We start from the raw sequence: 25,209 nt of genomic DNA, 5'->3' as shown, positions 1-25,209 counted from the left end.
ATGCTGATACCCTGCCCTCATTGTGGTGATCGTGATGTGTCGGAATATTCCTATCTGGGCGATGCGACGGTAAAGCGCCCCAATCCCGAGAAAGCCAAACCTCACAATTGGGAGAAATTTGTCTACAGCCGGCAAAATCCGCGTGGTCCCCATAAAGAGTTGTGGCAGCACAATGGGGGCTGTCGGCTGATTGTGGAGATTACTAGAGATACTCTGTCCCATGAAATCCTTGATATGAAGGCCACCGGGCCACATAAGACCGGGCTTGGCAAATGAGCGGCTTTCGTCTCGATTCTGGCGGGCAAATTGATCGTAACCGGACGCAAACCTTTACGTTTGATGGACGGAAACTTACTGGTTTTGCCGGAGATACGCTCGCCTCTGCCCTACTTGCAAATGGTCGGAGCCTGTTTGGACGGAGTTTCAAATATCACCGGCCCAGAGGTGTGATGAGCGTTGGCAGCGAAGAGCCAAACGCACTTGTCACACTGACGGGAGCGGACACTCATGAACCCAATGCACGAGCCACAATGGTGGAGGTTTTTGAAGGATTGAATGCCAGCAGTCAGAACCGCTGGCCCAGTCTTGCTGTTGATTTGTTGTCGGCCAATCAGATAGCCGGGCCGATGTTGCAAGCCGGCTTTTACTACAAAACCTTCATGGGACCGACGCGTAAGGCATGGCGTTTTTATGAACGGTTCATCCGGCGCGCAGCTGGACTTGGAAAAGCGGCACTGAAACCTGATCCGGACAGATATGAAAAGACCAACAGTTATGCGGATTTGCTGGTTGTTGGTGGTGGGCTTGCGGGGCTGACGGCTGCGCTGAAGGCTGCAGAAAAAGGTGCGCGGGTTATCCTGGTCGATGAACATGCCGGGTTCGGCGGCTATCATCGAGGTGACCCCAGAGAACAGGAGACTATCACCTCACTTCTGGAACGCATTCAGGCCTTTGATAATGCTACAATCTTACCACGCACAACGTGTTTCGGGCAGTATGATGGCGGCACCTTTGGCCTGGTTGAGAGGGTAACGAGCCATAGTCCCGCCGATTCAAAGTTTGCGCCTTGCGAGCGTTATCACGTGTTGCGGGTACGCCATGCCATTTTGGCAACCGGTGCGATTGAACGGCCACTTGTGTTTCCCGGAAACGATAGTCCGGGTGTTATGCTCGCCGATGCAATTCGGGCCTATGCGTTGAGATTTGGCGTTTCGGCTGGCAAAAACATCGTGCTCTTCACCAGTCATGATGGTGCCTACAGGCAACTGAGTGCCCTGCAGGATATGGGCGTGCCGATTAGTGCCATCGTGGATACCAGAACAACCATATCTGACATTGCGATGGCGCAAGTAGCCGCGACTGGCATGCAGCTGATTACCGGCCATACGGTGACACGGGTTCACGGTTACCACGGTATCAAACGCGTCAGCATCGCCCCGTTTGACCCTTACACCAGCCAGATGAATGGCAAAGAGCGCTCCATTGAGTGTGATTGCCTCGGCATGTCCGGTGGCTGGACGCCGAGCATCCATTTGACCAGCCAGATGGGCGGCGCACCGCAATGGGATGACACTCTGCACACCGTACTTCCCGGCACATCCAACGGGACCTGGAGCGTATGCGGTTCAGTCGCGGGCTATTTCGACCGGGATGATACGATAGCCAGTGCGGAAACGACTGCCGAACAGGTGCTGCGGAAACTGTCACTCAGTCGTGCGCGAAAGGCCGTGACCCTGCCCGAACGACTGGATGTTCTGAATGTGGAGCCTGTGTGGAGCATCAAAGGCAGCAGCGGGAAAGCCTTTGTGGATTTTCAGCATGATGTGACAGCAGACGATATTACACTGGCCCATCAGGAAGGGTTTCTCAGTGTCGAGCATCTGAAACGCTACACGACTTTGGGCATGGGAACTGATCAGGGAAAACTATCCAATATCAATGGCCTGGCGTTGATGGCTGAGGCGCGGGGTTTGGGTATACCGGCTGTTGGCACCACGCGTTTTCGCCCGCCCTACACACCTGTCTCCTTCGGCGCATTGGCCGCAGATGCGCGTGGAAGTCATTTGCAACCAACGCGGCGCACGGCAATGCATTACTGGCATCTGGATGCCGGCGCGGAGATGATTGATGCCGATCTTTGGAAACGCCCTAGGGTCTATCGTCGTGGCACCGAAGATCTGGAACAGGCCTATATCCGTGAAGCCCGTATGACCCGGCAATCCATCGGCATTGTCGATGTCTCAACGCTCGGAAAGATCGCCGTTCAGGGCCCTGATGCGGCCGAATTTCTTGACCGTGTTTACAGCAATGGTTTCGCAAAGCTTCCCACCGGTAAAGCCCGATATGGCTTGATGCTGCGTGAAGACGGCATTGTCTATGATGACGGTACGACCTGGCGTTTGGGTGACACGGACTTTCTGATGACTACCACCACAGCTCAGGCCGCGGCCGTGCTGGAACATCTGGAGCTGTATTTGTCTGTTCACTGGCCTGATCTGAAAGTCCATGTGACATCGGTTACGGACCAATGGGCAGCTGCAGCCGTTGCCGGTCCAAAGGTTCGTGAGCTATTGCAAATTATTATGCCTGAAACAGATTTCGACAATGAGGCTTTTCCATTCATGGCCATTCGCCATGGAAAAACCTCACGCGGCATTCCCGTCATGATGTGTCGTCTGTCGTTTTCCGGGGAACTGGCCTATGAGGTTTTCACGCCAGCCCGCTTTGGACTTGCCGTTTGGGAAGAGTTGCAGTCGGCTGGCAAAGCGATGGATCTTGTGAGCTACGGCATGGAAGCACTGGGTACGTTGCGCATTGAAAAGGGTCACGTTGTCAGTTCCGAATTAAATGGTCTCACGACAGCCGAAATGGTGGGTCTGGGTGGCATGACATCGAAGAAAAAACCTTATGTCGGGTCCGCCATGATTGATCGGCCCGCCTTCATGGATAAACGTCGACACCAGCTTGTCGGCCTTGTTTCCAAATCAGATGAAAGCGTCCTTACAGGCAGCCATCTGGTGCGAAATCCTGAATTGAAAACACCATGTTTAAGTCTGGGGAATGTGACCTCCGCCACTTACAGCCCTGCTCTTGAAAAATATGTGGCTTTGGCGCTGCTGGAAAATGGCCGTGAGCTGATCGGCAAAGAGCTTTATGCGACTTTCCCGTTAAAAGGACTGCATGTTGCTGTGGAAATTGTCGCCCCCTGCTTCTTCGACAAGGATGGGGAGCGTATGCATGGATGATATCTTGAAAGACCTGCAGGCCTGCCCTCTGGACCGTGTCTGGGTGCCGGGACATTATGGTGCTGCGCTTACGACAGAGAAATCCGGGATCACGCTTGAACGAACCACACCAACATCTTTGGTTCAGCTTTCGCTGTTTCCGGGGCAGGAAAAGAAGGCGCTGACCGCTTTGAAGAAGCAAGGCATTCAAGCGTTTCCCGAATCCGGACATGCTGACCTGGCGACCAAACTGTCGATCTATTCACTTGGCGCGGGCCGCTATTGGCTGGAAAGCGCAGCAACGGATTTACACAGCAGTCTGGCAAGCGCAATTCCTGCCGAAACAGGCTCGGTGACGGATTTATCCAGCGCGCTGACGGCTCTAACTGTCAGTGGCTCTGATGTGACGACCGTGCTGGCAAAAGGGATTGCGGTAGACTTGCATACGCAAAACTTTCTGGTGGGGAAAGTCGCGCAGACGAATGTTCACCATATGCCTGTGATGCTGGTCAGGTTGGAAACCAACCAATTTCGGCTTTTTGCCTTCAGCACTTATGCGGAAAGTACCCTGCACTGGCTGGAAAACGCTTGCCGGAATCACGGCTTTCAGCGCATTTAGGCTCGGCCTATTTGGCTTTTGAAGCCTTTTCCTTGGCCGCACGCAGTTCGGCTTTCAATTTGGCACCTCTGCCATCCTTGTTGGTCTGCCGCGCCCTTCCAAAGGCCAAAGCGTCGGAGGGAACATTCTCAGTGATCACAGACCCTGTTGCCACATAAGCATTTGAGCCGATCTCCAGCGGCGCCACCAACAGGCTGCCAGATCCGATAAAGCTGTCCGCGCCAATTGTGGTTCGGTGCTTGCCAAATCCATCGTAGTTGCAGGTCACTGTGCCTGCCCCGACATTCACCCCTGGTGCAATATGGGCATCACCAATATAGCTCAGGTGATTGATTTTACTGCCCTTTTCGATGGTCGCACCTTTGATTTCAACAAAATTGCCAACTTTGGTTTTTTCGCCCAATTCGGTACCGGGGCGCAACCGGGCAAAAGGCCCAATGAGGGCACCCTCGCCAATCACCGCTCCTTCCAGATGCGAGAATGCCTTGATAATCGCTCCGCTTCTGACAATGACCTTTGGTCCGAACACAACATTTGGCTCGATTGTCACATCGGCTTCCAGCTCCGTATCATAGCAAAAATGTACGGTTTCCGGCGCTAACAGGGTGACGCCGTTCGCCATGGCCTGCTGGCGCATGCGTTGTTGAAATATGGCTTCCACTGCCGCCAGTTGCCCGCGGCTGTTGATGCCTGCGGCATCCGCTGCATCACCCTTGACCACCTGAACGGAGAGACCTTGAGCGTGCGCCAGTTCAACACAATCGGTAAGATAATACTCACTTTGCGCGTTCTCGTTTGTCAGTAATTTCAGCAGCTTGTTCAGGATACCGGGAGCAAATCCCATGGCCCCGGCATTACACAAGCCAATCTTGCGCTCTGTATCTGTGGCGTCTTTTTCCTCGCGAATGGCCGTTAATTGGCCACCTTTAACCAGCAACCGCCCGTAACCAGTTGGGCTGTCTGGCTCAAACCCCTGAACCACCAAATCCGCGTCGCCGTCCAGAAGCGATTTGATCTGGTCGAGTGTCTGCGGTCGGATGAGTGGCGTATCTCCAAACAGCACAATGTTCGCATTTTTGTCGTCCTCGAAAAATTTGGCGGCTGACATGGTGGCATGTCCTGTGCCGAGACGCTCTGTCTGCACAAAGATATCTATGGGTGCTGGATGTTCTTTCAGAAAGCCTTCTACTGCTGGAACATTCGGACCGATGACGACGGCTGTGCGTACAGCACCAAATGCCTTTGCAGATCTCAAAACGTGTTCCAGCATTGGCAAGCCACCAACTGAATGCAGCACTTTTGGTGTTGCCGATTTCATCCGCGTGCCTTCGCCAGCAGCGAGTACAATAATATCTACGTTCGACACGCTTTTCTCCGATTCCCCAGCCTGATTTTCCAGCGGTGGTTAGCATTGAATTCATCAGAAAGCGAGAAATCAGCCAGTCCGTATACTTAACAAAATCTAAAGAATTGTTTCAGTACAGTATCGGTCTGAAGAAGATTAGTGCCCAAGGACGAACGCGTGTCGAAAGCCAACTGGTTTCAAATTTCCCTCCTCGCAATATGGGGCGTATCCGCTGTGGCTGCGTTGTCCGGCTCGTTTTGGCTGGCGCGCGCAGATTGGGTTCAGGCGTACAGGGCCGATGCAAATGCAGTGCGCGCTCAACAATCTGCCTTGGAAAACCCGATAGAGGCCGCTCTGCTTCAGGAAGAGCTGTTAGTGCTGAGAGAGGCTGTGACACGCCTCGACAGGCAAAACCGGATTTTGATGTCTCGGCTTGAATCCGTTGAAGATGAATCCGGCGAATTTACTGCAGCGATACCAAGCAGTCCCGGCCAACAAAGACGAATGGTTGGCGTGCAAAGCTCACAACGAATGCCAGCGCCTTTGAGTAACACATTGATACAAAAGAAAGAAATTCAATCGGAAAGTCGAGTCCTCACAAGGACTGATCCATATCCGCTGAAGATGCAAGGTACGGGCCGCGCACCTACGGATGCTGAAATTTCCGAGGCTCTGAAGGGGCAGTAATCCTGAGCGTTTGTGAACGCGATGTCGTTAGGGTCTGGAACGTAAAATCAGATTTTTTGCAATTGCCAGTGCGGCATATCTCCGTTAGCAAGCCTAGATGACCGCTAATTCCCCGATAATCGAGACTGACAGCAACGACAGGAAAAAAGCCTATCTGGTTCTTGTCTTCATGCCTTTGTTCTTCGGTTCCAACATCATAATCGGGCGCGCCATTATTGATGGCACTGAACCTTTTATTCTGGCGTTTTTGCGGTGGTTTATCACATCCCTGATTCTGCTGGCTGTGAGTTTTCCAGCCGTGAAAGCGCATTGGCCGGTTTTTCGCCAGAATTGGCGCCGGATTTTTGTCATTGGTTTTCTTGGCATGTGGATTTGCGGCGCGCTGGTTTACCTGGCGCTGAAACACACGACCGCCTCCAATGGCACGCTCATCTATACCTCCTCCTCGGTTCTGATCATTTTGCTGGAATGGATGTTCCGAGGGCGCAAAATAGGCTGGCGTGAAATTCTTGGCGTGCCACTTGCCATCGCCGGCGTTGTAGTGATTGTCTTCAAGGGAAATCTTGCGGGTCTTTTGTCGCTGCAGTTCAATCCGGGCGATGCCCTGTTTGTTCTGACATCGTTTTGCTGGGCAATTTATTCAGTTTTGCTGCGCAACAAGCCATTTCCGAGCCTGCCAACACTGCCACTGATTGGTGTTGTTAGTATGGCGGGTGCCATTACGTTGCTGCCATTTGCAGTGTTTGAAGTGTTCTGGACAGGCCACTTTCCAACGACCGGGGCAAACTGGATCGGGATTGCCAGTCTGGTGTTTATTTCTTCATTGTTTTCCTTCACCGCCTACCAGTATGGCGTGAAAATAGTGGGTCCATCCATCACAGGCGTGTTCCTTTACCTTCTGCCGCCATATGGTGTTGGCTTGTCGGTTCTGTTGCTTGGAGAAACACTCAGACCGTTTCATTTTGCCGGTCTTGCGCTGATTTTGGGTGGGGTCATTCTGGCAACCCTGCCCAAGCGTCTTCTGGACAGGTTCAGCCCCTAGCCAATTGTGCCCAGGGCCGGGAACATTTCCAGCATCCAAAACGAAAACACAGACATCTGGTTGGTCAGAAACAACACGCCCGTTACCACCAACAATCCGCCCATAACACGTTCAACCGTCTGCAAATGGCGCTTGAATCTTGACATCCATCCCATAAATGGTCGGGCAAACAGAGCTGCCAGGACGAAAGGAATACCGAGGCCCATTGAGTAGACTGCCAGCAATCCGGCGCCCTTGGCCACTGTATCTTCGGTGCCAGCAACTGCAAGAATTGCCGCCAGCACAGGGCCAATACAGGGCGTCCAGCCAAAGGCGAACGCCAGCCCCATAACATAGCCGCCCAGATAGCCAGGCTGCTTGCGCTCTATTTGGATGCGCGCCTCCCGGTACAAAAAGCCAATTCGAAACACACCCAGGAAGTGGAGCCCCATAATGATAATGACAACTCCAGCTACAATGCTGAGAGTGCCTGAATTTCGGGCTATGAATTGTCCGGCAACCGATGCGGCCGCGCCCAGCAAGACAAACACCGTGGTGAAGCCCATAACAAAACTGAAAGCTGACAAAACCACCTGACGACTGCGTGCGCGACTTAGTTCCTCAGACGTCAATTGGTCCAGCGAAACACCGGCCAGATAGCACAGATAGGGCGGAACCAATGGCAAAACGCAGGGCGAGATGAAGGATACAAATCCAGCCAGCAGGACAGTCAAAAGTGTCAGTTCAGCAACCATGCAAGTCTCCGAAATACGAGTAAGCTACATATAGCAATGATTCTCATTGCAAACAGTCACGACTTCGCGAGGTGTTGTGTTCCAAGGGCAGAAAGCTGTCTAATTCCAGTGCCTTTTCCTGACTGGCAGGCTCGTTTCGATTTTCAAACCCAGTTCATACAGGCCCTTTGAAACGCTATCCTGGATGGGGTAATTGGTGGCAGATGCCCGGTTAACAGCTGACAAAACCACCGAACCGCGCGCTGCCAGGAAAGATTTGTCGATAATAACTTTTTGGGTCGTTGGCTGAAGCGGACATGGCGGTGTCGTGTACAGCGAACTGATGATCAGACTGGCATTTCCCATGCAAGCCTCAAACATGGCTTCAACCCGGTTGATGGTAGCAACCTGCAGCCGCTCTTCTGCATGGGTTTCAATTTCGAAAAGGCATCCTGTCCGGTCGCATGCCTGACCGTTATGGTCCTGTTTCAAGACCATTTCAACGTCCCGCCCATCTCCTAACGCCCGCATCCAGATGCCTGCGACAAAGGAATTGCGGGATGTTCCGCGGAATTCGAGTCCATCTGGTGTGACTTCTGCCATCATCTTTCCATCTTGCGAAACAAGCAGGACCGGGCTCTGATGCGTCCCTGCATTGACCGCAAATGCTGAGAACGCCAGCATTACTGCAGCCACGAAACGCAACTTGGTGCGCAACAGGCACAGGCAAATCAATGCCAGGCCCAGCAGAATCGCCCTTAGTGCTGGTTGTTGGCCCGGAATACTGACGGCGCCTTCCCAGCTCGAAACATGCTGCGCGACAGTTCTAACCCCATCAAGACCCAGTTCCATCAGGCCAAGAGGCATCCATTCCAGTCCGAATGGCAACAGCAGCAACGCCAGAATACCGGACGGCATGACCAGGAACCCGACCAGTGGCATGGCTGCCAGATTGCCAGCGAGCCCATAGACCGCGAACTGGTAGAAATGATGAACTGCAAAAGGTGCTGTTGCAAAGCCGGCAACAATTGAGGTCAAAGCTAAACCTGCGGTTCCCGTCGCCATGGATTTCACCATGCCCATGCCTCCTGCCCTGTCCTGTATCCGTGAAAACACGCCATCACGGCGGTAGACCGCAACCAATGCAATGACCGCCATGAATGACATTTGAAAGCCCGGTGTCAGAACTGCTGAGGGCTGGAAAACAAGGATGAAAATTGCCTCCAAAGCGACGTTCCGCATGGTCAATGCGGCACGGTTGAACATGATGGCCACCAGGAAAACAGCAGCCATCAGAAATGCTCTTTGCGCTGAAATACCTGCACCTGACAACGCCAGATAGCCAAGAGCCCCTAATAAAGCTGCAGCGGCGGCCCATTTTTTGACCTGATATCTTGCCGAGACCGTGCGCGCGAAAGAAGCCGCCAGTCTGATGGTTCCGAATAAAAGCGCTGTTACAAGCGCCATGTGCAATCCCGAGATGGCCAGAATATGCGCCAGACCCGAATGACGCAGCGCCTGCTCGGTTGTGTCACTTATGCCGCTGCGCATTCCGACCAGAAGCGCCGAGGCAAGCGCGCCGGCCTCTCCGGGTAAGGCGTCTTTCAGGCGCTCGGAAATGGATTTACGAAACCCGGTCAGCCAGTCAGCCGCAGATTTCCTGTGATCTGCGTTGAAATTGAGTTCGGGAATTGCTTCACCCAGCAGGAAGCCGCGTGCTGAAAGCCCGTTAAAGTAACCGATCCGACGAAAGTCATAGCCGTTTGGAATTAAGGGCCCGCTGAGTGGTTCAAGTCGGGCACGGGCCCACACCTGGTCTCCAATTTGCAGGTCGGTAATGTGTTGATTGAATGCACTGAGTTGAACACCGGCAAGCGCGATCGGGTCTGATGACAAGTCTGTCGCGTCCCGCAGGACCAGGCGACTTCTTTGCTCCCCCGGCACGATGTCAGCGACCCGCCCACTCAGTTGAAACGTTCCAGCAGCACTCAGGAGCGGCGTGGCCGTCCGCTCTGTTTGCCATTTAGCAAGGGTAACCCCGGCAATCAGTAAAGTGGCGGCCAGCGCAATCCTGAGTGCATAGTCGGTGCGGCGCAGACACCAGGTTGTGACCATCAAAACAGTCAGAAGAAGCACCAGAGCAAGACCGCTCGGCTCTCGTGCCATTGAGAAATAACCAAGGATACCCAGAGACATGAAGACAGGTACCCAACAAAAGACATCAGGGCTGCGTGCCTCATTCTGGACCATTTGAGCAAACGCATCCCTGCCATTGCGAGACTTTGTGCCGAGCAGGCGAAGAGCTTTGGCTGTTTTTGGGACCCTGCTGCCGCCAGACGCCAAAAAACCCACCTGAGATAGCAGTTTACTCTCAGCTTCCAGATCTGCCGTTTGTTGGCCAAGTTCCGGCTTGGGATCTTGTTTTGAACCTCTTTGGGTCATGTCACATCAGGGTTTTGATCTTGTCAGTCTCCATGCTACACGATGCGCCACAAATTCCAAATTTTGACAGGCTGCTGATGTCCCCTCCCATAGTCACTCGTTTTGCCCCCTCACCAACCGGTTTCCTTCATATTGGCGGAGCCCGCACTGCTTTGTTCAATTGGTTGTTTGCCAAAGCAAATGGCGGCAAAATGTTGCTGAGAATTGAGGACACAGACAGATCGCGTTCATCACCAGAGGCTGTAACAGCGCTGATGGATGGCCTGCAATGGCTGGGAATTGACTGGCAGGGCGAACCGATTTCGCAGTTCTCCCGGCAAAAGCGTCATGCTGAAATAGCTGAACAATTGGTCAGCGAAGGCAAGGCCTATTACTGCTACACCTCTCCAGAAGAGCTGAATGCAATGCGAGAAAAGGCGCGCGCAGAAAACAAGGCTCCCAAATATGACGGGACCTGGCGCAGCAAAGATCCAAGCGAAGCGCCGAAAGGTGTTGATCCGGTTATTCGCATTAAAGCCGAGCAGTCAGGCACGACAATTGTGACCGACCATGTTCAGGGTGTGGTGGAATTTCCAAATACCGATCTGGATGATTTCATCCTGATGCGCAGCGATGGCACACCCACCTATATGCTGGCAGTCGTAGTGGATGATCACGATATGGGTATTACGCATATTGTGCGTGGTGATGATCATCTGACAAATGCAGCACGGCAAATACAGATATACAAAGCCCTGGACTGGCCGGTGCCTGACATGGCTCATGTGCCCCTGATTCATGGCCCTGATGGTGCCAAACTTTCCAAGAGACACGGCGCTCTTGGTGCAGAAGCCTATCGTGCCATGGGATATCTGCCGGAAGCTTTGTGCAATTATCTGGTTCGTCTGGGCTGGGCCCATGGCGATGAGGAAGTGATTTCCATCGAACAGATGATAGAATGGTTCTCGCTGGACGCCATTGGCAAATCTCCTTCACGTTTTGATTTTGCAAAGCTTGAGAACCTGAATGGCATCTACATGCGGGCTGCCGAAGATCAAAAGCTGATTGAGGCTGTTGAAGTGGTCTTGCCCGAACTGGCCAAACCAAGTCTTTTCGGAGAGAAATTGTCAGATGACCATCGCAAGAAGCTGCTTTTGGCAATGCCGGGCCTCAAAGAGCGCGCCAAGACGGTTGTGCAGCTTATTGAAAGCGCAGAGTTCATCGCAGCCAGTGTGCCACTGAATTATACCGAGAAGGCGCTTGGACTGCTTAACGAAGATGGTCGGAAAATCATTGCCGATCTGATTCCGCGGATTGAGAAGGCAGAATGGGATGCGGACGGTCTGGAAAACAGCGTCAAGACGTTTGCTGAAGAAAGTGAACTCAAGCTTGGCAAGGTTGCTCAGCCACTCAGGGCAGCACTGACTGGAAGCCATATGTCTCCCGGCATATATGACGTCCTGCTTGTGCTGGGACGTGAGGAGTCTTTGAAACGTATGTCAGCGGCTATCTCCTGACGGCCTCGGCCTGACTACGACAAAAGACAATTATCAATTTCTTGCGGCGCTGCAGCAAATCGGGTACTTGGTAACTGAACTTTGGGGCTGAACTCAATTGGGAGGTTGTATTGATGAACGTGTTCACGCTCAGAATTTGGTCCGAAAGCGCAGAAAACCAACGGTTCTCATCGTTTTTGCCATTCTGGAAAAGCGGAAATAGCGCTCATCTATCTGGACAAAAGATGGAACGGCAACCGGCAGGTTTGCCGCTGGATTCTTAGCAATCCGGCCTTTCTCTGTAGCGCCAATACAACTTCCTAATTGAGTTCAGACCCCGGCAAAAACTCAGAAGCAATCAGGCTGAGGTTTTTCAACCCATTGGCAGATTAACTTCTTCAGGGACGGCGATTTATTGCCGCCCCCTAACGGATGTGCCCTCCGATGTGGGCAAATATGAAAGGGACTTTTATGAGCGAGAAGACAGCAAAGCTGACCATTGGAGACCAGACCTACGAATTCCCGATTCACCCGGGAACTGTTGGTCCGGAAGTTATCGACATATCATCGCTTTATAAACAGACAGATCGTTTCACATTTGATCCTGGTTTCACCTCCACAGCGTCTTGTGAATCCAAAATCACCTATATTGATGGCGATGAAGGCATTCTGCTTCACAGGGGATATCCAATCGACCAATTGGCCGAACAAGGTGACTTCCTGGAGACCTGCTATCTGCTGCTTTATGGTGAGCTGCCAACGGCTGCACAGAAGAAGGACTTCGACAGCCGCGTCACCTATCACACTATGCTGCACGAGCAAATGTCGCGTTTCTTCACCGGCTTCCGCCGTGACGCACATCCAATGGCCATCATGTGCGGCGTTGTTGGTGCATTGTCAGCCTTCTATCATGATTCAACGGATATTTCTGATCCCCATCAGCGCATGGTCGCTTCGCTGCGCATGATTGCCAAAATGCCAACCATCGCGGCGATGGCCTATAAATACCATATTGGCCAGCCATTGGTGTATCCGAGCAATGATCTGGATTATGCATCCAATTTCCTGCAGATGTGTTTTGCGGTGCCTTGTGAAGAGTATACAGCCAATCCTGTTCTGGCGCGCGCGATGGACCGGATTTTCATTCTTCATGCAGATCATGAACAGAATGCATCCACGTCTACAGTACGTTTGGCTGGTTCCTCGGGAGCAAATCCATTTGCCTGCATCGCAGCGGGCATTGCCTGCCTGTGGGGCCCTGCTCATGGCGGTGCCAATGAAGCAGCGCTTAACATGCTGGCGGAGATTGGAAGTGTCGACAAAATTCCAGAATATGTTGCCCGGGCCAAAGACAAGAACGATCCATTCCGTCTGATGGGCTTTGGACACCGGGTCTACAAGAACTACGATCCGAGAGCCAAAATCATGCAGAAGACATGCCATGAGGTTCTCAATGAATTGGGTATCTCTGATGATCCAATGCTGGAAGTTGCGCTGGAACTGGAGCAAATAGCTCTGACCGACGATTATTTCATTGAGAAGAAGCTCTATCCGAATATTGACTTCTACTCGGGCATTACCCTGCGTGCGCTCGGCTTCCCGCCTTCCATGTTCACAGTGCTGTTTGCACTGGCGCGTACGGTTGGCTGGATTGGTCAGTGGAATGAGATGATTGAAGATCCAGGTCAACGTATCGGCCGACCTCGTCAGCTCTATACCGGTGCCACGCATCGGGATTTCGTTCCGATCTCGCAACGCTAATTTGTAGTTTAATCAAACAAAGAGCCGCCCTGAATGTTGGGCGGCTTTTTTATGAGGATTATTGTCCATGCTAAAGCTCTATTATGCGCCTGGAACCTGTGCGATGGCTGCCCATATTGCACTTGAAGAAGCTGGGGCTGATTATGAAGGCATTGCTCTGGATTTTTCCAAAAAGCAGCAGCAATCACCGGAGTTTCTGGCAATCAATGGTAAAGCTCGGGTGCCGGTTCTGGTATCGGATGCCGGCGCTTTAACCGAGACCCCGGCTATTTTGGCGTTTATTGCGCAAACCTACCCAGATGCAGGGCTTGCAACATTGGATATTCCTTTTGAATTCGCCAGAATTCAGGCGTTCAACAACTATTTGTCTTCAACCGTTCATGTGGCTCATGCCCACAAACTGCGCGGCCACCGTTGGGCAGACGAGCCGTCATCGCTTGAAGACATGAACAAGAAAGTCCCGGAAAACATGAGCGCGCTTATGCAAATGATTGAGGACACCATGTTTGAAGGTCCCTGGGTCATGGGTGAGAGCTATTCCATTTGCGATCCGTATCTTTATACGATTGCGCGCTGGCTAAAGTCTGATCGGGTTGATGTCGCCAGTTTCCCAAAGATTCAGGATCATATGGCACGTGTTGAGGCACGGCCGGCGGTGAAAGCAATTCTGGCTCACCATTAGCCACCATCAGGAACCATTACACACCATTAGATTGGGGTGGAGCATATTCCAGAACGAGTTGGGCGGCGCGGTCTGCAGGACTGTGCGGCGCAACTGAGCATAGATTCTGCAATTTTTTGAATGCCTCAATCTGGGCAGTGTAGTCCTGGTTTTGCTGAAGCAATGGCAAAATGGCGTCGCTCATTGCAAGCCCACTGCAGTCTTCGTCAATAAATTCCGGCACTATGTTTTCTTCCAGAATGAGATTTGGCAACACGATTGAAGACACGTTACCCAGCCATTTGAGACGTTTGGCAATCGGGTCCAGTTTATAGCCAACAGCCATGGGAATGCCCCACAGGGCCAGTTCCAGCGTGGCAGTTCCTGACGCGACGAGTGCGGCATCCGCTTTGGCAAATGCTTCAAACTTCGCTTCCTCTCCAGACACGATTTGCGGCTGAATGACCCAATTGGAGGTTTCCTGCTGAATATGTTGCTTCAAATGGGCGACAGCCGGGATTTCCACCTGCAAGTCGGGCAGTGTGTCTTTCAAAGCAGAAACAGCCTCCCCAAACGGGCCCAGCAAACGCGTGACTTCACTAGTGCGACTACCCGGCATGACAAGCAGACGCTTGGCGCAGGCCGTTTTCTGCGGTGCTGCCTGTATTATCTGGGCTTTGATCGCGGCAATCTTGTCGACCAGCGGATGCCCCACATAAGTACATGCCGGTCCGGCTAATCTTTTATAGGCGTCCGGTTCAAAAGGGAGAATGCCAAGAACATGATCGATATAGCGTGTCATCTTGCGTGCTCGACCGGAACGCCACGCCCATACACTAGGTGAAACATAGTCAATCACCGGCAATTTCGGGAGTTTGCGGCGCACACGCCTGGCCACGGGATGGGTGAAATCCGGACTGTCGATGATGACCAGAATGTCAGGCTTGAACGCCACAATATGATCAATCAACCGATACGCCAGTCGGATAATTTTCGGCAATTGAGCCAGAACGGCGCTAAAACCCATCACTGCGATGTCCGACAGTGGAAACAGGCTGTTTAAACCTTCATTGCGCATCAGCGCGCCGCCCACACCGGCAATCTCCAACTCGCCATCATATTGGGCGCGCAGAGCGGCCAGAAGCTCTGCGCCCAATTGGTCGCCTGATTCTTCCCCTGCGACGATGGCTATGCGTAGCGGCCTCATTTGAACTTCTCTGGTTGGTCCAGTGAAATTCCGTGAATGAATATATTTTCCTGCTGCGCAACGCGCAAAAGCTCTTCGCGATCCAACAAAAGGACACGGCCTGCTTCAACTGCAATTCCCGCAAGGCCAGCTGCTTTGATCTGATGCACAGTGTCCGGACCAATGACCGGAACATCAAAACGAATGTCCTGCGCAGGCTTTGCGCGTTTTACCAGTACACCCTGTCCGGCCTTCCAACGCGCGCGTTTTTGTTTGCGAATTGTCGCGACCCGCAGCAGCATCTCGCGGGTCCCTTCTGGACCTTCCATGGCGATCACTCTGTTGTCTGCGGCAACCGCGCCCTGCCCCATATCCAGAGAACCTGCGGCATGAGCCGCCCTTGTTGCCAGCTCAATGTCAGGCAAAGCTTGTTCGCTTGGCCCATTTCGGGAGACCTGGCCGTGAGGGCAAGACATTTCAGGAGTTGCTTCCAATACCCCGATGACCTCGTAGCCACGTTTTTCAAAGATGCCTGCCACATTGCTCAACACCTTGTCATCACCGCCAATGACTGTCGCAATGGCCTCTGGAAGCGCTTTTATCCCGCCAAAGTCCAGTTTCAGTGATGAAAAATCAGGGCGTTTTGTAACCCCGCCAACAGCAATAACATGGGTGCAATTCTGTTCTTCCAGATAATGGAAGAAGCGACCGATCTGCCCCCAGGCAACCGTTAGCTGCGGAATGGAGGCGGGTAATTGGAGATCAGTGTCAGCTTCACCTGCCAGCCGAATAACCGCAAAATCCGCCTGCTTCTTCAACAACGCCTGTGCAACGTCCTTTGGCAGAACACCACCACCACAAATAAGCACGATCTTCATTGGCAAACCTTTGGAACCGGCCCGTTTAGCCCGATTGTTCGCGCGGCATGCAAATGCGACGCCCGTTACCGGCGCGGATGAAATCAATCATATTCTTGACCAGTAAACTGTCCGGATAGGCTTCTGAAACCTGATCCACGCGTTCCTGAAAAGACCCTTCTTCAATAAACAGTTGCGCATAGGCATTGCGCAGGACATGAATTTCGGCCTTATCAATGTTGCGGCGCCGCAGCCCAACCAGGTTCAATCCCCCAAGTCGCGCTCGATTTCCAATAACCGACCCGTAAGGAATTACATCGTGCTCGACGCCTGTCATACCCCCGACAAAAGCATGTTCGCCGATACGAGCAAACTGATGAACAGCGGAGAGGCCTCCAAGGATCGCGTGATCTCCGATATTCGCATGCCCTGCCACAGTCGCGTTGTTGACGAATATGACATGGTTTCCAACCATACAATCATGCGCAATATGAGCACCGGCCATGATCAAACATTGATCCCCGACTTTGGTGAGCATACCGCCACCTTCAGTGCCTGTATTGATGGTGACGCTTTCCCGAATGGTGCAGTTCGCCCCGATTTCAAGGCGACTGGGTTCACCACCATACTTCAGATCCTGTGGTTGAGCACCAATACTGGAGAACTGAAATATTTCGGTCTTGTCTCCAATTGTCGTCCGCCCCTCAACAACAACATGGGGACGGATGATAACACCATCGCCCAATGCAACGTGCTGTTCGATAACGCTATAAGCGCCGATTGATACACCCTTTCCCAGTTTGGCATCAGGATGGATGATTGCGGTTGGATGAATGGTCACTTTTTTTCCTATTTATCGATCAGCATGGCAGAAATTTCGGCCTCACAGGCCTTCTTGCCATCAACCATTGCTATGCAGCCGAATTTCCATACGCTGCCTCGGCTTTGTATCTTCTTGACGTGATATTCGATCTGATCACCGGGCACCACAGGCTTGCGAAATTTCGCCCTGTCGATGCTCATCAAATAGACCAGGCTTGGTGGCGAATCTACGGATTGGGCAAGAATGCACAGCGCGCCGGCTGTCTGGGCCATACCCTCAAGCATAAGAACTCCAGGCATAACTGGTTGTCCGGGGAAATGTCCCATGAATTGGGGTTCATTTGCCGAAACATTTTTAACGCCAATACACGCATTGTCTCCATCAATGTCCTTGAGTTTGTCAACAAGAAGGAAAGGATATCGATGCGGAAGGGCTTTCAGCAGATCGAGAATATCTGCCGACCCCAATTCGGTCGTAGCGGTTTCACTCATTAGCTATTTTGCCCCCTTTATTACAGTTTCCGGCATCACAGTTCCTACTATCGCAGATATCCACGATCACTCTTTTCCGGAGTTTGAACCCGTCTTTTCGACGACGACAATCTCTTTATTCGCCAATTGGTTCAATAACGTGATTTCTTTAAACCATTCGCGCAGCGGTTTGGCCGGAACGCCACCCCAACGCGCGCCCGCCGGAACATCACCGTGAACAGCACTGACACCGGCAATCTGGGCGCCGTCGCCAATTCTTACATGTCCTATGACACCGGTTTGTCCGCCAATTACAACAAAATCACCAAGCGAGGCGCTCCCCGCGATCCCAACCTGGCCAACCAGCACACAATGACGTCCAATTGTCACGTTGTGCCCAATCTGGACCTGATTGTCGATTTTGGTTCCTTCACCTATAGTTGTGTCGCGATTGGTTCCCCTATCAACACAGGTATTTGCACCAATCTCCACATCATCCTGAATGATCACGCGTCCGATCTGTGGAACCTTCAGGTGGCCGGTTGGCCCCATTGCATAGCCGAAACCATCCTGGCCAACACAGGTTCCAGAGTGCAGTACAACACGATTGCCAAGCAAAGCATGTTGCACGACCGTATTTGCTCCAATGAAACAATTCCGACCAATTTTAACACCGCGCCCGACGACAGCGCCAGCGGCGACAATGGTACCGCTTCCAATTTCTGCTTCTTCTCCGACCGTCGCATTTGGCTCAATCACCACATCTGACTCCAACTTCGCCGTCTGATGCACGCGCCCGCGTATGATTTTTGTATCATTTGGTCCGGTTGCGACCATAGGCGCTGAGCCAGCCGCATTTGGATAGAGGGCAGAAACGAGCTTGGCATAAGCGTGATATGGAGCTGCAGTTACCCAGGCAACGGCAGTAGATGGAACCTTGTCCGCATATCGTTTTTTGCAAAAGATCAATGAGGCCCCACACTCAGCCAGCAAGTCGACATACTTGGCGTTATCCAGAAATGTGGCGTCTCCCTGTTCAGCATCGTCCAAAGCTTTTGTGTTGTGGATAGTCACAGATTCATCCGCGCCTTCAGGAATAGATTCTCCCAAAAGGTCTGCAATCTCCTTCAGTGATATCGGGGCTGGTACTGCAAAAAACCTTGTATCAGACAAGTCACTGATCCCTTCACGGCAACGCATAAACTTTTGAATTATCTGGCTGAACTATGTGCCGCCTGACCAGACATGGTTCCAACAGGCACGCTTATTACGCATAGATGCGCTCTAATAAAAAGGGCCGCCACTGTCTTCCGACAGGGCGGCCCTGATGAGCAAATTTTGACTAGAACTTGGCTCCACCACCGAAGCGGAAGAACTGCTCTTCGTCATAGTCTTCTTTGGTAACTGTCTGCGCAATGTCAGCACGCAGCGGACCAAACGGGCTCTGCCACAAGATACTGGCACCAACAGAAGAGCGGATAGACGAGTCGTCTTCGAAGCTAGCTGTCTTACGCATATCAACACCCCAGAGGGAGCCAGCGTCAGCAAAGACCGCACCACGAATTCCGAATGATTCCGGTAGTCCCCAGATCGGGAAGTTTACCTCGGCGGTCGCGTTCCAGAAATTGTTACCACCAATCGATCCGGTCGTTGTGTTGTCGTAAGGGCCGTATGACTCGAAGCCACGAATGGATTCTCCGCCTTTAAAGAAAGCATCCGAAGATCGCACGCCTTCACCAAGGCCGGTAATGTTACCGGCTTTAACGCCAACCATGCCGACCCAATCCCAGTCTGTATGAAGTTGGCGATAGATGCGCGCATCAGCCAAGGTCCGGATGTAATGAACGTCACCACCAACACCGGCAAAGTCCTGGGTAATGCGAATGAACTTACCATCTCGAGGCAACACCTGGCTGTCGACTGTGTTGTAGGTCAAAGTATAGCCAACGGATGACGTGATGGTTGCACCAGCGGCAATATCTGCCTGCACACCAGTCGGCACATCTACAAGTGCACCGGTTAACGTCGATTCTGATTGCTCAAGTCCGTAACGCAGGACCAAGCCAAGATTTTCCTTGATCGGCAGTCCGAAACGCAGGCCACCACCAATTCTCTCGACGTCATAATCATCGTTTTCCTTGAAGCGGCTATACACATCGAAGCCAGCCGACATGCGGCGTCCAAGGAAGTACGGGTCGGTAAATCCAAAATCATAATTCTGTTTACTAGCACCGGCACTTATGGACGCTTTAACCTTGTAGCCGCGCCCCATGAAGTTCGATTCTGTCAGAGATACGTCACCAACCAGGCCATCGCCGGTTGAGATACCTGCACCAAATGACAGTTCACCGGTTGGCTGATCTTCAACTGTTACATTCAGGATCATGCGATCCGGAGACGAGCCGGGTACGCGACTAATATCAATGGTCTTAAAGTAACCGAGCCTGCGCAATCTGCGCTCCGCACGGTCGACCAGCACCTTGTTATAAGCATCACCTTCGGCCAGCTCGAACTCACGACGAATGACGTAGTCACGCGTCCGGGTGTTGCCGCGGATGTTGATACGCTCAACATAAACACGAGGACCTTCGTCGATAACATAAGTCAGGTGGATGATCTGCTGATCGTAGTCACGATCACCGCGAGGACGAATCTGCGTGAATGGAAAGCCCATCCGCGCGGTTTCAAGCGTCAAGTCTTCGAGAGTTTTTTCAATCAATTCAGCGTTATAGGTTTTACCGCTTTTGGTCCGAAGCACGTGACGCAGTGATTCACCGTCCAGACCGATAATGCCTGAGTCGATTTCGATATCGCCAAATTCGTAACGCTCACCCTCATCAATTGTAAAAGTCACAAAGAATTTGTTGCGCTCACGATCAAGGTCAGCCACTGCGGAAATGATTCTGAAATCAGCATAGCCCTTACGATAGTAGAAACTGCGCAGGCGCTCTTCATCGCCGCGCAGCTTGTCTGGATCGTAGATATCGTTGCCGCTCAGAAAGCTCAGAAAGTTCTTCTGGCTGGTGTCAACAACTTCCCGGAGCTTACCGTCGCTGTAAGCGTAATTACCAATAAAGCTTACACGGGAGATTGATGTTTTGGCAGATTCGTCAATTTCGAAAACCAGATCAACCCGGTTTTGAGGAAGGTCAATCACCTTCGGTGTCACACGCGCATCGAAGCGGCCGGACCGGCGGTACATTTCCAAAACACGCTGCGTATCAGTCTGGACCTTGGCGCGAGTAAAGACGCCACGCGGCTTACTCCGCACAACTGCTTCCAGCGCATCATCCTTCAACCGATCATTGCCTTCAAAAACGACGCGGTTCAAAACCGGGTTCTCTTCAACAATCACCACAAGAACGGTACGGCGGCGTTCAATTTCAACATCAGCAAACAAGCCAGTTGCAAACAAAGCCTTTAACGACTCGTTGATATCGAATTCGGTGTAGCGCTGACCAGGCTGCACCGAGAGATAAGCAAGGATTGTATCGTCATCGACACGCTGATTCCCCTCAACCAACACTCGGCTCGCGGTTTGCGCATAGGCAGACCCGCCGCCTCCCAAAACAGGAAGACTTGCACCAATGGTGACTAAAGAAAGCGAAAGGACCGCAAGAACTGCGACTTTACGGAGAGACGAAAACATAAAATACATACGGCCACTTGCCTGACTTTGCCGATTTTCGGTTCCCTGAAAACACAGAGGCACGTCCATCGGACTCAATTTCACATAGGTGACTTGTTTTACAGGGTTTTAGTCTGTGTTCAAGCCATAGAGCGAATTGGTTTGCTGTTTTGTAAACTCCGTTGCAAACAGGTCACGCATTCGCAACATTGTTCAAACCATTTGGCGTCATAGTTAAGACCCCATTAAGAAGTTGATATCATTCCAGTTCACAAACAGGAATAGTAAAAGAATCAAAGCCAGCCCTGCTCTGAAGCCATATTCTTGGGCGCGGTCACTCAATGGCTTCCCCCGGACGGCCTCAACAGCGTAAAAGGCCAGATGCCCGCCATCCAGCATCGGGATGGGAAACAGGTTAATCAGGCCAATACTCGCTGACAGAACTGCTGTCAGATTGAGCAATGCCACAAAACTGATCGCAGCAACCTGACTGGACATGTTTACAACGCGGATCGGACCACCGAGCTGATCTGCAGATTCGCGGCCGGTCACGACGCCCCAGAGATAATCGAGCGTACGAGTTACAATGAAGGTTGTTTCCTTCACGCCCTCAACGACACCGGTTACCGGGTTGAAGCTTTTGATGACAATGTCTTCACGTTGTGCGCTTTGCCGTATGCCCAGAACACCCACGCGTTGGGTGTTTCCAAAGCGGTCCGTAAGTTCCTGACGTTTTGGAACTGCATCCAGCACAACCTCATTGCCATCGCGATCCACCAGCAAAGCAATCTGGCGATCGGCACTGGCCGTCACGATACGCTGCAGGTCGGTAAAGGATTCAACTTCCGCGCCGTCAACTGACAGGATGCGATCATCGATCATCAGTCCAGCTTCCTCAGCAGCACTGCCTTCAATCACTTCACTGACGATGGGTGGGATGATGGGTTTGCCCAGGAAAACGAACATGCCGGCAAAAATAACCACCGAAAGCAGGAAACTTGCCAATGGCCCGGCAGCGACAACGGCTGCACGTTGCCCAACCGGCTTACCAGCCAATGTCTGGCGTCGCTCTTCTTCTGCCATTGCATCAAGCGCGGCATTATCCGGAACACTTGCAGCATTTTCGTCGCCGCTAAATTTCACATAGCCGCCAAGTGGTATCCAACAAAGCTTCCAGCGTGTACCGCGCTTGTCGGTATAACCCAGCATCTCTCCGCCAAACCCGATAGAAAATGCTTCAATGCCAACATTACACAGACGCCCGACCCAATAATGGCCAAGTTCGTGAAAGAACACCACAACCGTGAAAACGAACAACGCGGGCAAGGCATATCCGAGGAAACCGGACCCCATGCTGGGAAGGCTAGTCAAAAAATCCATTTATTATATTTTCCAAAAATGCGTGAAGCCCCAAACTAACCACGGGCTAAAATGACGTCACAGGATTGCGAATCCTACCACTGCTTCTGCTGAAGATATTTGCTCGCGCGGCCCCGCGCAATGCGATCACTCTCAATTGCCTGATCTATATTCTCAAATTCCGTCGAGCCGGTCTCTTTGACTGTTTGTTGCAAAACCGTGTCAACAATATGCGCAATCCCGCCAAACGGAATTTTTTCATCGAGAAAGGCTGCAACTGCAATTTCGTTAGCTGCGTTCAGCGCGCATGTCGCTGCACCACCAGCCGACATGGCCTCATAGGCCAGTTGGAGGCAGGGAAATCGCTCCAGATCCGGTGGTTCAAATGTCAAAGTAGCAATTGTAGAAAAGTCCAGTTTTGACGCTGGAGACTTTCCCCGGCTCGGCCAGTTCAGGCAGTAGCTGACTGGCACGCGCATATCAGCACATCCCAATTGGGCCAAAACGGAGCCATCACTGTAGTGAACCAGTCCGTGGATGATTGATTGTGGATGAACGAGCACACGCAATTGCTCCACCTCCAGGCCAAATAAATGCTTGGCTTCAATCAGTTCCAGTCCCTTGTTCATAAGGGAGGCTGAGTCGATTGTGATCTTGGACCCCATTTCCCAAATGGGGTGATTCAGAGCCTGCTGTGGCGTGGCAGAGGCAATCTGCTTTTGTGACCAGGTTCGAAACGGCCCACCCGATGCAGTTATGGTGACCGCTTCAATTGCGGTTTTGTTGTCTTCGTCAAACACCTGCCAAATGGCATTGTGCTCAGAGTCCACAGGCAATATCGGTTTGTTCTGTCGGCGCGCCTCGCTCATGAACAGGTTTCCGGCAGACACCATGCATTCCTTATTTGCCAGCGCAATCTGGTTCCCGGCTTTCAGGGCTGCCCATGTGGGACGAATGCCTGCGGCGCCCACAATTGCTGCCACCACCAGATCTACCGGCTCAGTTGCCACTGCTTCAACCGCTTCTGGTCCTGCGGCGCATTGAATGCCTGTACCGGCCAAAGCATCGCGCAGGGATGACAATTCGCCCTCTTCCGCCAGTACCGCAGATTTTGCGCCTGCCGAAATCGCAATTCTTGCCAGTTTGGTGGCAGAATTTCTGGCCACAACGGCATGCAGCTTGAATCGGGCGGGCTGGGAAGCGATGACGCTTAGTACACTATCGCCCACAGATCCTGTCGCACCCAACAGCGTGATTGTTTTCGGTGTTTCGCTGCCGGTCATTTATGCTGAGCCAAAGAACAAAGCCTGGGCCGGTCTGTCCAGACTGCCGTCGAACACCCAAGCCAGAAAAACGGCAAAAATGACGGCAAACACAAGCCCGTCCACACGATCCATCACACCGCCATGCCCCGGGATAAGATGACTTGAGTCCTTCACCTTGAAACGTCTTTTGATCCAGCTTTCAAACAAATCCCCGCATTGGGAGGCAATGGAGAGCAGCAGACCCGTTACAACGAGGCGTATCAAAGAAACATTGTCGAGCAGACCAATGAAAGCAACACTGGCCAGCATGCCCGCGCACAAGCCGCCAATTGCGCCCGACCAGGTCTTTCCCGGTGATATCGCGGGCCAAAGCTTGGGGCCACCAAATGTACGGCCAACCACATAGGCGAAAATATCAGTTGCCCACACCACGGCAACGATCAAGGCAATCGCCTCCATACCAAGTTCGGGGTCATTGCGAATAAGCAGCAGCGCTGCGCCAAGTAGAAACGCATATGCGAAACCTGCTCCCAGCCAGAATTTCTGGCCCAATGCGTAACCCGCGATCATCATGCCACAAAATAAAAGGAATATTGGCCAGAACGCCGTCACCATCGATTCGGTTGCGACAAAATAGAGACTGGCGAGCATGAGGACCAGAACCAGCGCTATGGGTACTGAACGCATCTGAGGTGAGATAATTCGAAGCCACTCAAAGCAGACAGCCAGTGAAATAATCAGAACCACAGCCAGAAACGGCCACCCGCCCCACCACTCAGCCGCGATAACGATTGGAGCCAACACGAGTGCGGAACAAATTCGGGTAAAGAGATTGCTGTTGAAGAAGCTTTTCTGCGACGACTGCTGACTTGTCATTAAACCACACTTTGGGTGGAACAGACATTGCCATAGCGACGATCTCGCTTGGCAAAATGTTCCAGCGCCTGATCAAAATCACCTTCCGCAAAATCCGGCCAGAAAACATCCAGAAACACAAATTCAGTATACGCACTTTGCCACAACAGAAAGTTGCTCAACCGACTTTCACCTGATGTGCGTATCAGCAGATCCGGGTCCGGCAAGCCCGCTGTGTCAAGTTCACTGCCCAGCAATGCCTCATCAATTTCGTCCGGGCTCAACTCACCGTTGGCCACTTTATGCGCAATTGTTTGAGTCGCGCGGCAGATTTCATCCCGAGCGCCATAATTAAAGGCGACAATGAGCGTCATGCCTGTATTTGCTTCTGTGGTATTTTCAGCCTCAATCAGATAATTCAAAATGTCGGCGGGCAAATTGTCTCTGGAACCGATGATTTTGATGCGCACATTCTTTGCATTCAGTTCCGCCAGATCGCTTCTGACGAACCGACGCAGAAGCCCCATGATCGCGTCAACTTCGCTGGCTGGCCGCGACCAGTTCTCCGAGCTGAAGCTGAACAGTGTCAGGTATTCCAGTTTGAGTTTCAGGGCGTGGCCAATTGTCTTACGCAAGGATTCCACACCGGCCCGATGGCCAGCGATGCGGGGCAAACCCCGTTGCTGCGCCCAGCGGCCATTGCCGTCCATAATGAATGCGACATGACGCGGCAGGATTCGCCGCTCTTCATCCGTTTGTGTCAGCGAAGAGGACATCGCATCATGCATAGCTGATCC

General features: G+C 52.3%; 21 protein-coding genes. 8 read left to right on the top strand and 13 right to left on the bottom strand.

Translation table 11 applies throughout. The annotated features are described in order from the left end of the window. Genes RAL91_RS14095 through RAL91_RS14085 form a run of 3 tightly spaced genes read left to right on the top strand, consistent with a single transcriptional unit; the run spans window position 1 to window position 3,843 of the window. Window positions 1–276, top strand: coding sequence for a sarcosine oxidase subunit delta (locus RAL91_RS14095; RefSeq protein ID WP_306256859.1), 276 nt, complete (start codon window positions 1–3; stop codon window positions 274–276). Beyond that, window positions 273–3,245, top strand: a complete 2,973-nt coding sequence (locus RAL91_RS14090) for a sarcosine oxidase subunit alpha family protein (RefSeq protein WP_306256858.1) — start codon at window positions 273–275, stop codon at window positions 3,243–3,245. Before RAL91_RS14095 ends, RAL91_RS14090 begins: the two co-directional genes overlap by 4 nt. Next, the gene (locus RAL91_RS14085; RefSeq protein ID WP_306256857.1) at window positions 3,238–3,843 is read left to right on the top strand and encodes a sarcosine oxidase subunit gamma; all 606 of its coding nucleotides are present in this window, start codon (window positions 3,238–3,240) and stop codon (window positions 3,841–3,843) included. The genes RAL91_RS14090 and RAL91_RS14085 overlap by 8 nt, the downstream gene beginning before the upstream one ends. Before the next feature lie 7 nt (window positions 3,844–3,850). On the opposite strand, the gene glmU is transcribed toward RAL91_RS14085, so the two are convergent. Next, entirely contained in the window at window positions 3,851–5,209 is a 1,359-nt protein-coding gene (glmU, locus tag RAL91_RS14080) for a bifunctional UDP-N-acetylglucosamine diphosphorylase/glucosamine-1-phosphate N-acetyltransferase GlmU (RefSeq protein ID WP_306256856.1), read from the bottom strand. Between the two features lie 156 nt (window positions 5,210–5,365). Between glmU and RAL91_RS14075 the strand changes: the two genes are divergently transcribed. Both RAL91_RS14075 and RAL91_RS14070 read left to right on the top strand, forming a co-directional pair. Beyond that, complete coding sequence (locus RAL91_RS14075; RefSeq protein WP_306256855.1) at window positions 5,366–5,875, top strand: hypothetical protein; 510 nt, start codon at window positions 5,366–5,368, stop codon at window positions 5,873–5,875. Window positions 5,876–5,972: 97 nt separating this feature from the next. Continuing rightward, window positions 5,973–6,917 (top strand): DMT family transporter, encoded by a 945-nt coding sequence (locus RAL91_RS14070; RefSeq protein WP_306256854.1) that lies wholly within the window; start codon window positions 5,973–5,975, stop codon window positions 6,915–6,917. On the opposite strand, the gene RAL91_RS14065 is transcribed toward RAL91_RS14070, so the two are convergent. Continuing rightward, complete coding sequence (locus RAL91_RS14065; RefSeq protein ID WP_306256853.1) at window positions 6,914–7,651, bottom strand: cytochrome c biogenesis CcdA family protein; 738 nt, start codon at window positions 7,649–7,651, stop codon at window positions 6,914–6,916. The genes RAL91_RS14070 and RAL91_RS14065 overlap by 4 nt on opposite strands. A gap of 99 nt (window positions 7,652–7,750) precedes the next feature. Then, on the bottom strand, window positions 7,751–10,072 hold the full coding sequence (locus RAL91_RS14060; RefSeq protein WP_306256852.1) for a ComEC/Rec2 family competence protein: 2,322 nt from the start codon (window positions 10,070–10,072) through the stop codon (window positions 7,751–7,753). Window positions 10,073–10,149: 77 nt separating this feature from the next. Here RAL91_RS14060 and gltX point away from each other — a divergent pair, with 77 nt between their 5' ends. From gltX to RAL91_RS14045, 3 genes are all read left to right on the top strand, one after another. Continuing rightward, window positions 10,150–11,568, top strand: coding sequence for a glutamate--tRNA ligase (gene gltX, locus RAL91_RS14055; protein ID WP_306256851.1), 1,419 nt, complete (start codon window positions 10,150–10,152; stop codon window positions 11,566–11,568). Window positions 11,569–12,018: 450 nt separating this feature from the next. Then, on the top strand, window positions 12,019–13,308 hold the full coding sequence (gene gltA / locus RAL91_RS14050) for a citrate synthase (RefSeq protein WP_306256850.1): 1,290 nt from the start codon (window positions 12,019–12,021) through the stop codon (window positions 13,306–13,308). A 67-nt stretch (window positions 13,309–13,375) separates the two neighbouring features. Continuing rightward, window positions 13,376–13,990, top strand: a complete 615-nt coding sequence (locus RAL91_RS14045; protein ID WP_306256849.1) for a glutathione S-transferase family protein — start codon at window positions 13,376–13,378, stop codon at window positions 13,988–13,990. Window positions 13,991–14,006: 16 nt separating this feature from the next. Here the strand turns inward: RAL91_RS14045 and lpxB are convergent, their stop codons facing one another. From lpxB to RAL91_RS13995, 10 genes are all read right to left on the bottom strand, one after another. Then, window positions 14,007–15,176 (bottom strand): lipid-A-disaccharide synthase, encoded by a 1,170-nt coding sequence (lpxB, locus tag RAL91_RS14040; RefSeq protein WP_306256848.1) that lies wholly within the window; start codon window positions 15,174–15,176, stop codon window positions 14,007–14,009. After that, window positions 15,173–16,033: an LpxI family protein gene (locus tag RAL91_RS14035; RefSeq protein ID WP_306256847.1), complete on the bottom strand. Its 861-nt coding sequence runs from the start codon at window positions 16,031–16,033 to the stop codon at window positions 15,173–15,175. Before RAL91_RS14035 ends, lpxB begins: the two co-directional genes overlap by 4 nt. 25 nt (window positions 16,034–16,058) lie before the next feature. Further along, complete coding sequence (gene lpxA, locus RAL91_RS14030; RefSeq protein ID WP_306256846.1) at window positions 16,059–16,853, bottom strand: acyl-ACP--UDP-N-acetylglucosamine O-acyltransferase; 795 nt, start codon at window positions 16,851–16,853, stop codon at window positions 16,059–16,061. An 8-nt stretch (window positions 16,854–16,861) separates the two neighbouring features. Then, a complete protein-coding gene (gene fabZ, locus RAL91_RS14025; protein ID WP_306256845.1) occupies window positions 16,862–17,326 on the bottom strand; it encodes a 3-hydroxyacyl-ACP dehydratase FabZ in 465 nt (154 codons plus the stop codon). Between the two features lie 66 nt (window positions 17,327–17,392). Then, complete coding sequence (gene lpxD, locus RAL91_RS14020) at window positions 17,393–18,478, bottom strand: UDP-3-O-(3-hydroxymyristoyl)glucosamine N-acyltransferase (RefSeq protein WP_306256844.1); 1,086 nt, start codon at window positions 18,476–18,478, stop codon at window positions 17,393–17,395. A 169-nt stretch (window positions 18,479–18,647) separates the two neighbouring features. Next, a complete protein-coding gene (bamA, locus tag RAL91_RS14015; RefSeq protein WP_306256842.1) occupies window positions 18,648–20,963 on the bottom strand; it encodes an outer membrane protein assembly factor BamA in 2,316 nt (771 codons plus the stop codon). 204 nt (window positions 20,964–21,167) lie between these two features. Next, the gene (gene rseP, locus RAL91_RS14010) at window positions 21,168–22,313 is read right to left on the bottom strand and encodes an RIP metalloprotease RseP (RefSeq protein WP_306256841.1); all 1,146 of its coding nucleotides are present in this window, start codon (window positions 22,311–22,313) and stop codon (window positions 21,168–21,170) included. A 74-nt stretch (window positions 22,314–22,387) separates the two neighbouring features. Further along, entirely contained in the window at window positions 22,388–23,575 is a 1,188-nt protein-coding gene (gene dxr, locus RAL91_RS14005) for a 1-deoxy-D-xylulose-5-phosphate reductoisomerase (protein WP_306256839.1), read from the bottom strand. Then, window positions 23,576–24,433: a phosphatidate cytidylyltransferase gene (locus RAL91_RS14000; protein WP_306256838.1), complete on the bottom strand. Its 858-nt coding sequence runs from the start codon at window positions 24,431–24,433 to the stop codon at window positions 23,576–23,578. Continuing rightward, a complete protein-coding gene (locus RAL91_RS13995; RefSeq protein ID WP_306256836.1) occupies window positions 24,433–25,200 on the bottom strand; it encodes an isoprenyl transferase in 768 nt (255 codons plus the stop codon). The genes RAL91_RS14000 and RAL91_RS13995 overlap by 1 nt, the downstream gene beginning before the upstream one ends. Between the last annotated feature and the right edge of the window lie 9 nt (window positions 25,201–25,209).

The organism is Pararhizobium sp. IMCC21322, from assembly GCF_030758295.1.
Classification (GTDB): domain Bacteria; phylum Pseudomonadota; class Alphaproteobacteria; order Rhizobiales.
This window is presented reverse-complemented; position numbering and strand designations above follow the sequence as displayed.

Bases quoted from the DNA above. Each gene is read 5' to 3' on its own strand.
- bamA (WP_306256842.1), bottom strand. From the start codon at position 20,963: ATGTATTTTATGTTTTCGTCTCTCCGTAAAGTCGCAGTTCTTGCGGTC.
- gltA (WP_306256850.1), top strand. From the start codon at position 12,019: ATGAGCGAGAAGACAGCAAAGCTGACCATTGGAGACCAGACCTACGAA.
- dxr (WP_306256839.1), bottom strand. From the start codon at position 23,575: ATGACCGGCAGCGAAACACCGAAAACAATCACGCTGTTGGGTGCGACA.
- RAL91_RS14095 (WP_306256859.1), top strand. From the start codon at position 1: ATGCTGATACCCTGCCCTCATTGTGGTGATCGTGATGTGTCGGAATAT.
- RAL91_RS14045 (WP_306256849.1), top strand. From the start codon at position 13,376: ATGCTAAAGCTCTATTATGCGCCTGGAACCTGTGCGATGGCTGCCCAT.
- RAL91_RS14035 (WP_306256847.1), bottom strand. From the start codon at position 16,033: ATGAAGATCGTGCTTATTTGTGGTGGTGGTGTTCTGCCAAAGGACGTT.
- rseP (WP_306256841.1), bottom strand. From the start codon at position 22,313: ATGGATTTTTTGACTAGCCTTCCCAGCATGGGGTCCGGTTTCCTCGGA.
- lpxB (WP_306256848.1), bottom strand. From the start codon at position 15,176: ATGAGGCCGCTACGCATAGCCATCGTCGCAGGGGAAGAATCAGGCGAC.
- RAL91_RS14090 (WP_306256858.1), top strand. From the start codon at position 273: ATGAGCGGCTTTCGTCTCGATTCTGGCGGGCAAATTGATCGTAACCGG.
- RAL91_RS14060 (WP_306256852.1), bottom strand. From the start codon at position 10,072: ATGACCCAAAGAGGTTCAAAACAAGATCCCAAGCCGGAACTTGGCCAA.
- fabZ (WP_306256845.1), bottom strand. From the start codon at position 17,326: ATGAGTGAAACCGCTACGACCGAATTGGGGTCGGCAGATATTCTCGAT.
- RAL91_RS14085 (WP_306256857.1), top strand. From the start codon at position 3,238: ATGGATGATATCTTGAAAGACCTGCAGGCCTGCCCTCTGGACCGTGTC.
- RAL91_RS14065 (WP_306256853.1), bottom strand. From the start codon at position 7,651: ATGGTTGCTGAACTGACACTTTTGACTGTCCTGCTGGCTGGATTTGTA.
- gltX (WP_306256851.1), top strand. From the start codon at position 10,150: ATGTCCCCTCCCATAGTCACTCGTTTTGCCCCCTCACCAACCGGTTTC.
- RAL91_RS14000 (WP_306256838.1), bottom strand. From the start codon at position 24,433: ATGACAAGTCAGCAGTCGTCGCAGAAAAGCTTCTTCAACAGCAATCTC.
- RAL91_RS13995 (WP_306256836.1), bottom strand. From the start codon at position 25,200: ATGCATGATGCGATGTCCTCTTCGCTGACACAAACGGATGAAGAGCGG.
- RAL91_RS14070 (WP_306256854.1), top strand. From the start codon at position 5,973: ATGACCGCTAATTCCCCGATAATCGAGACTGACAGCAACGACAGGAAA.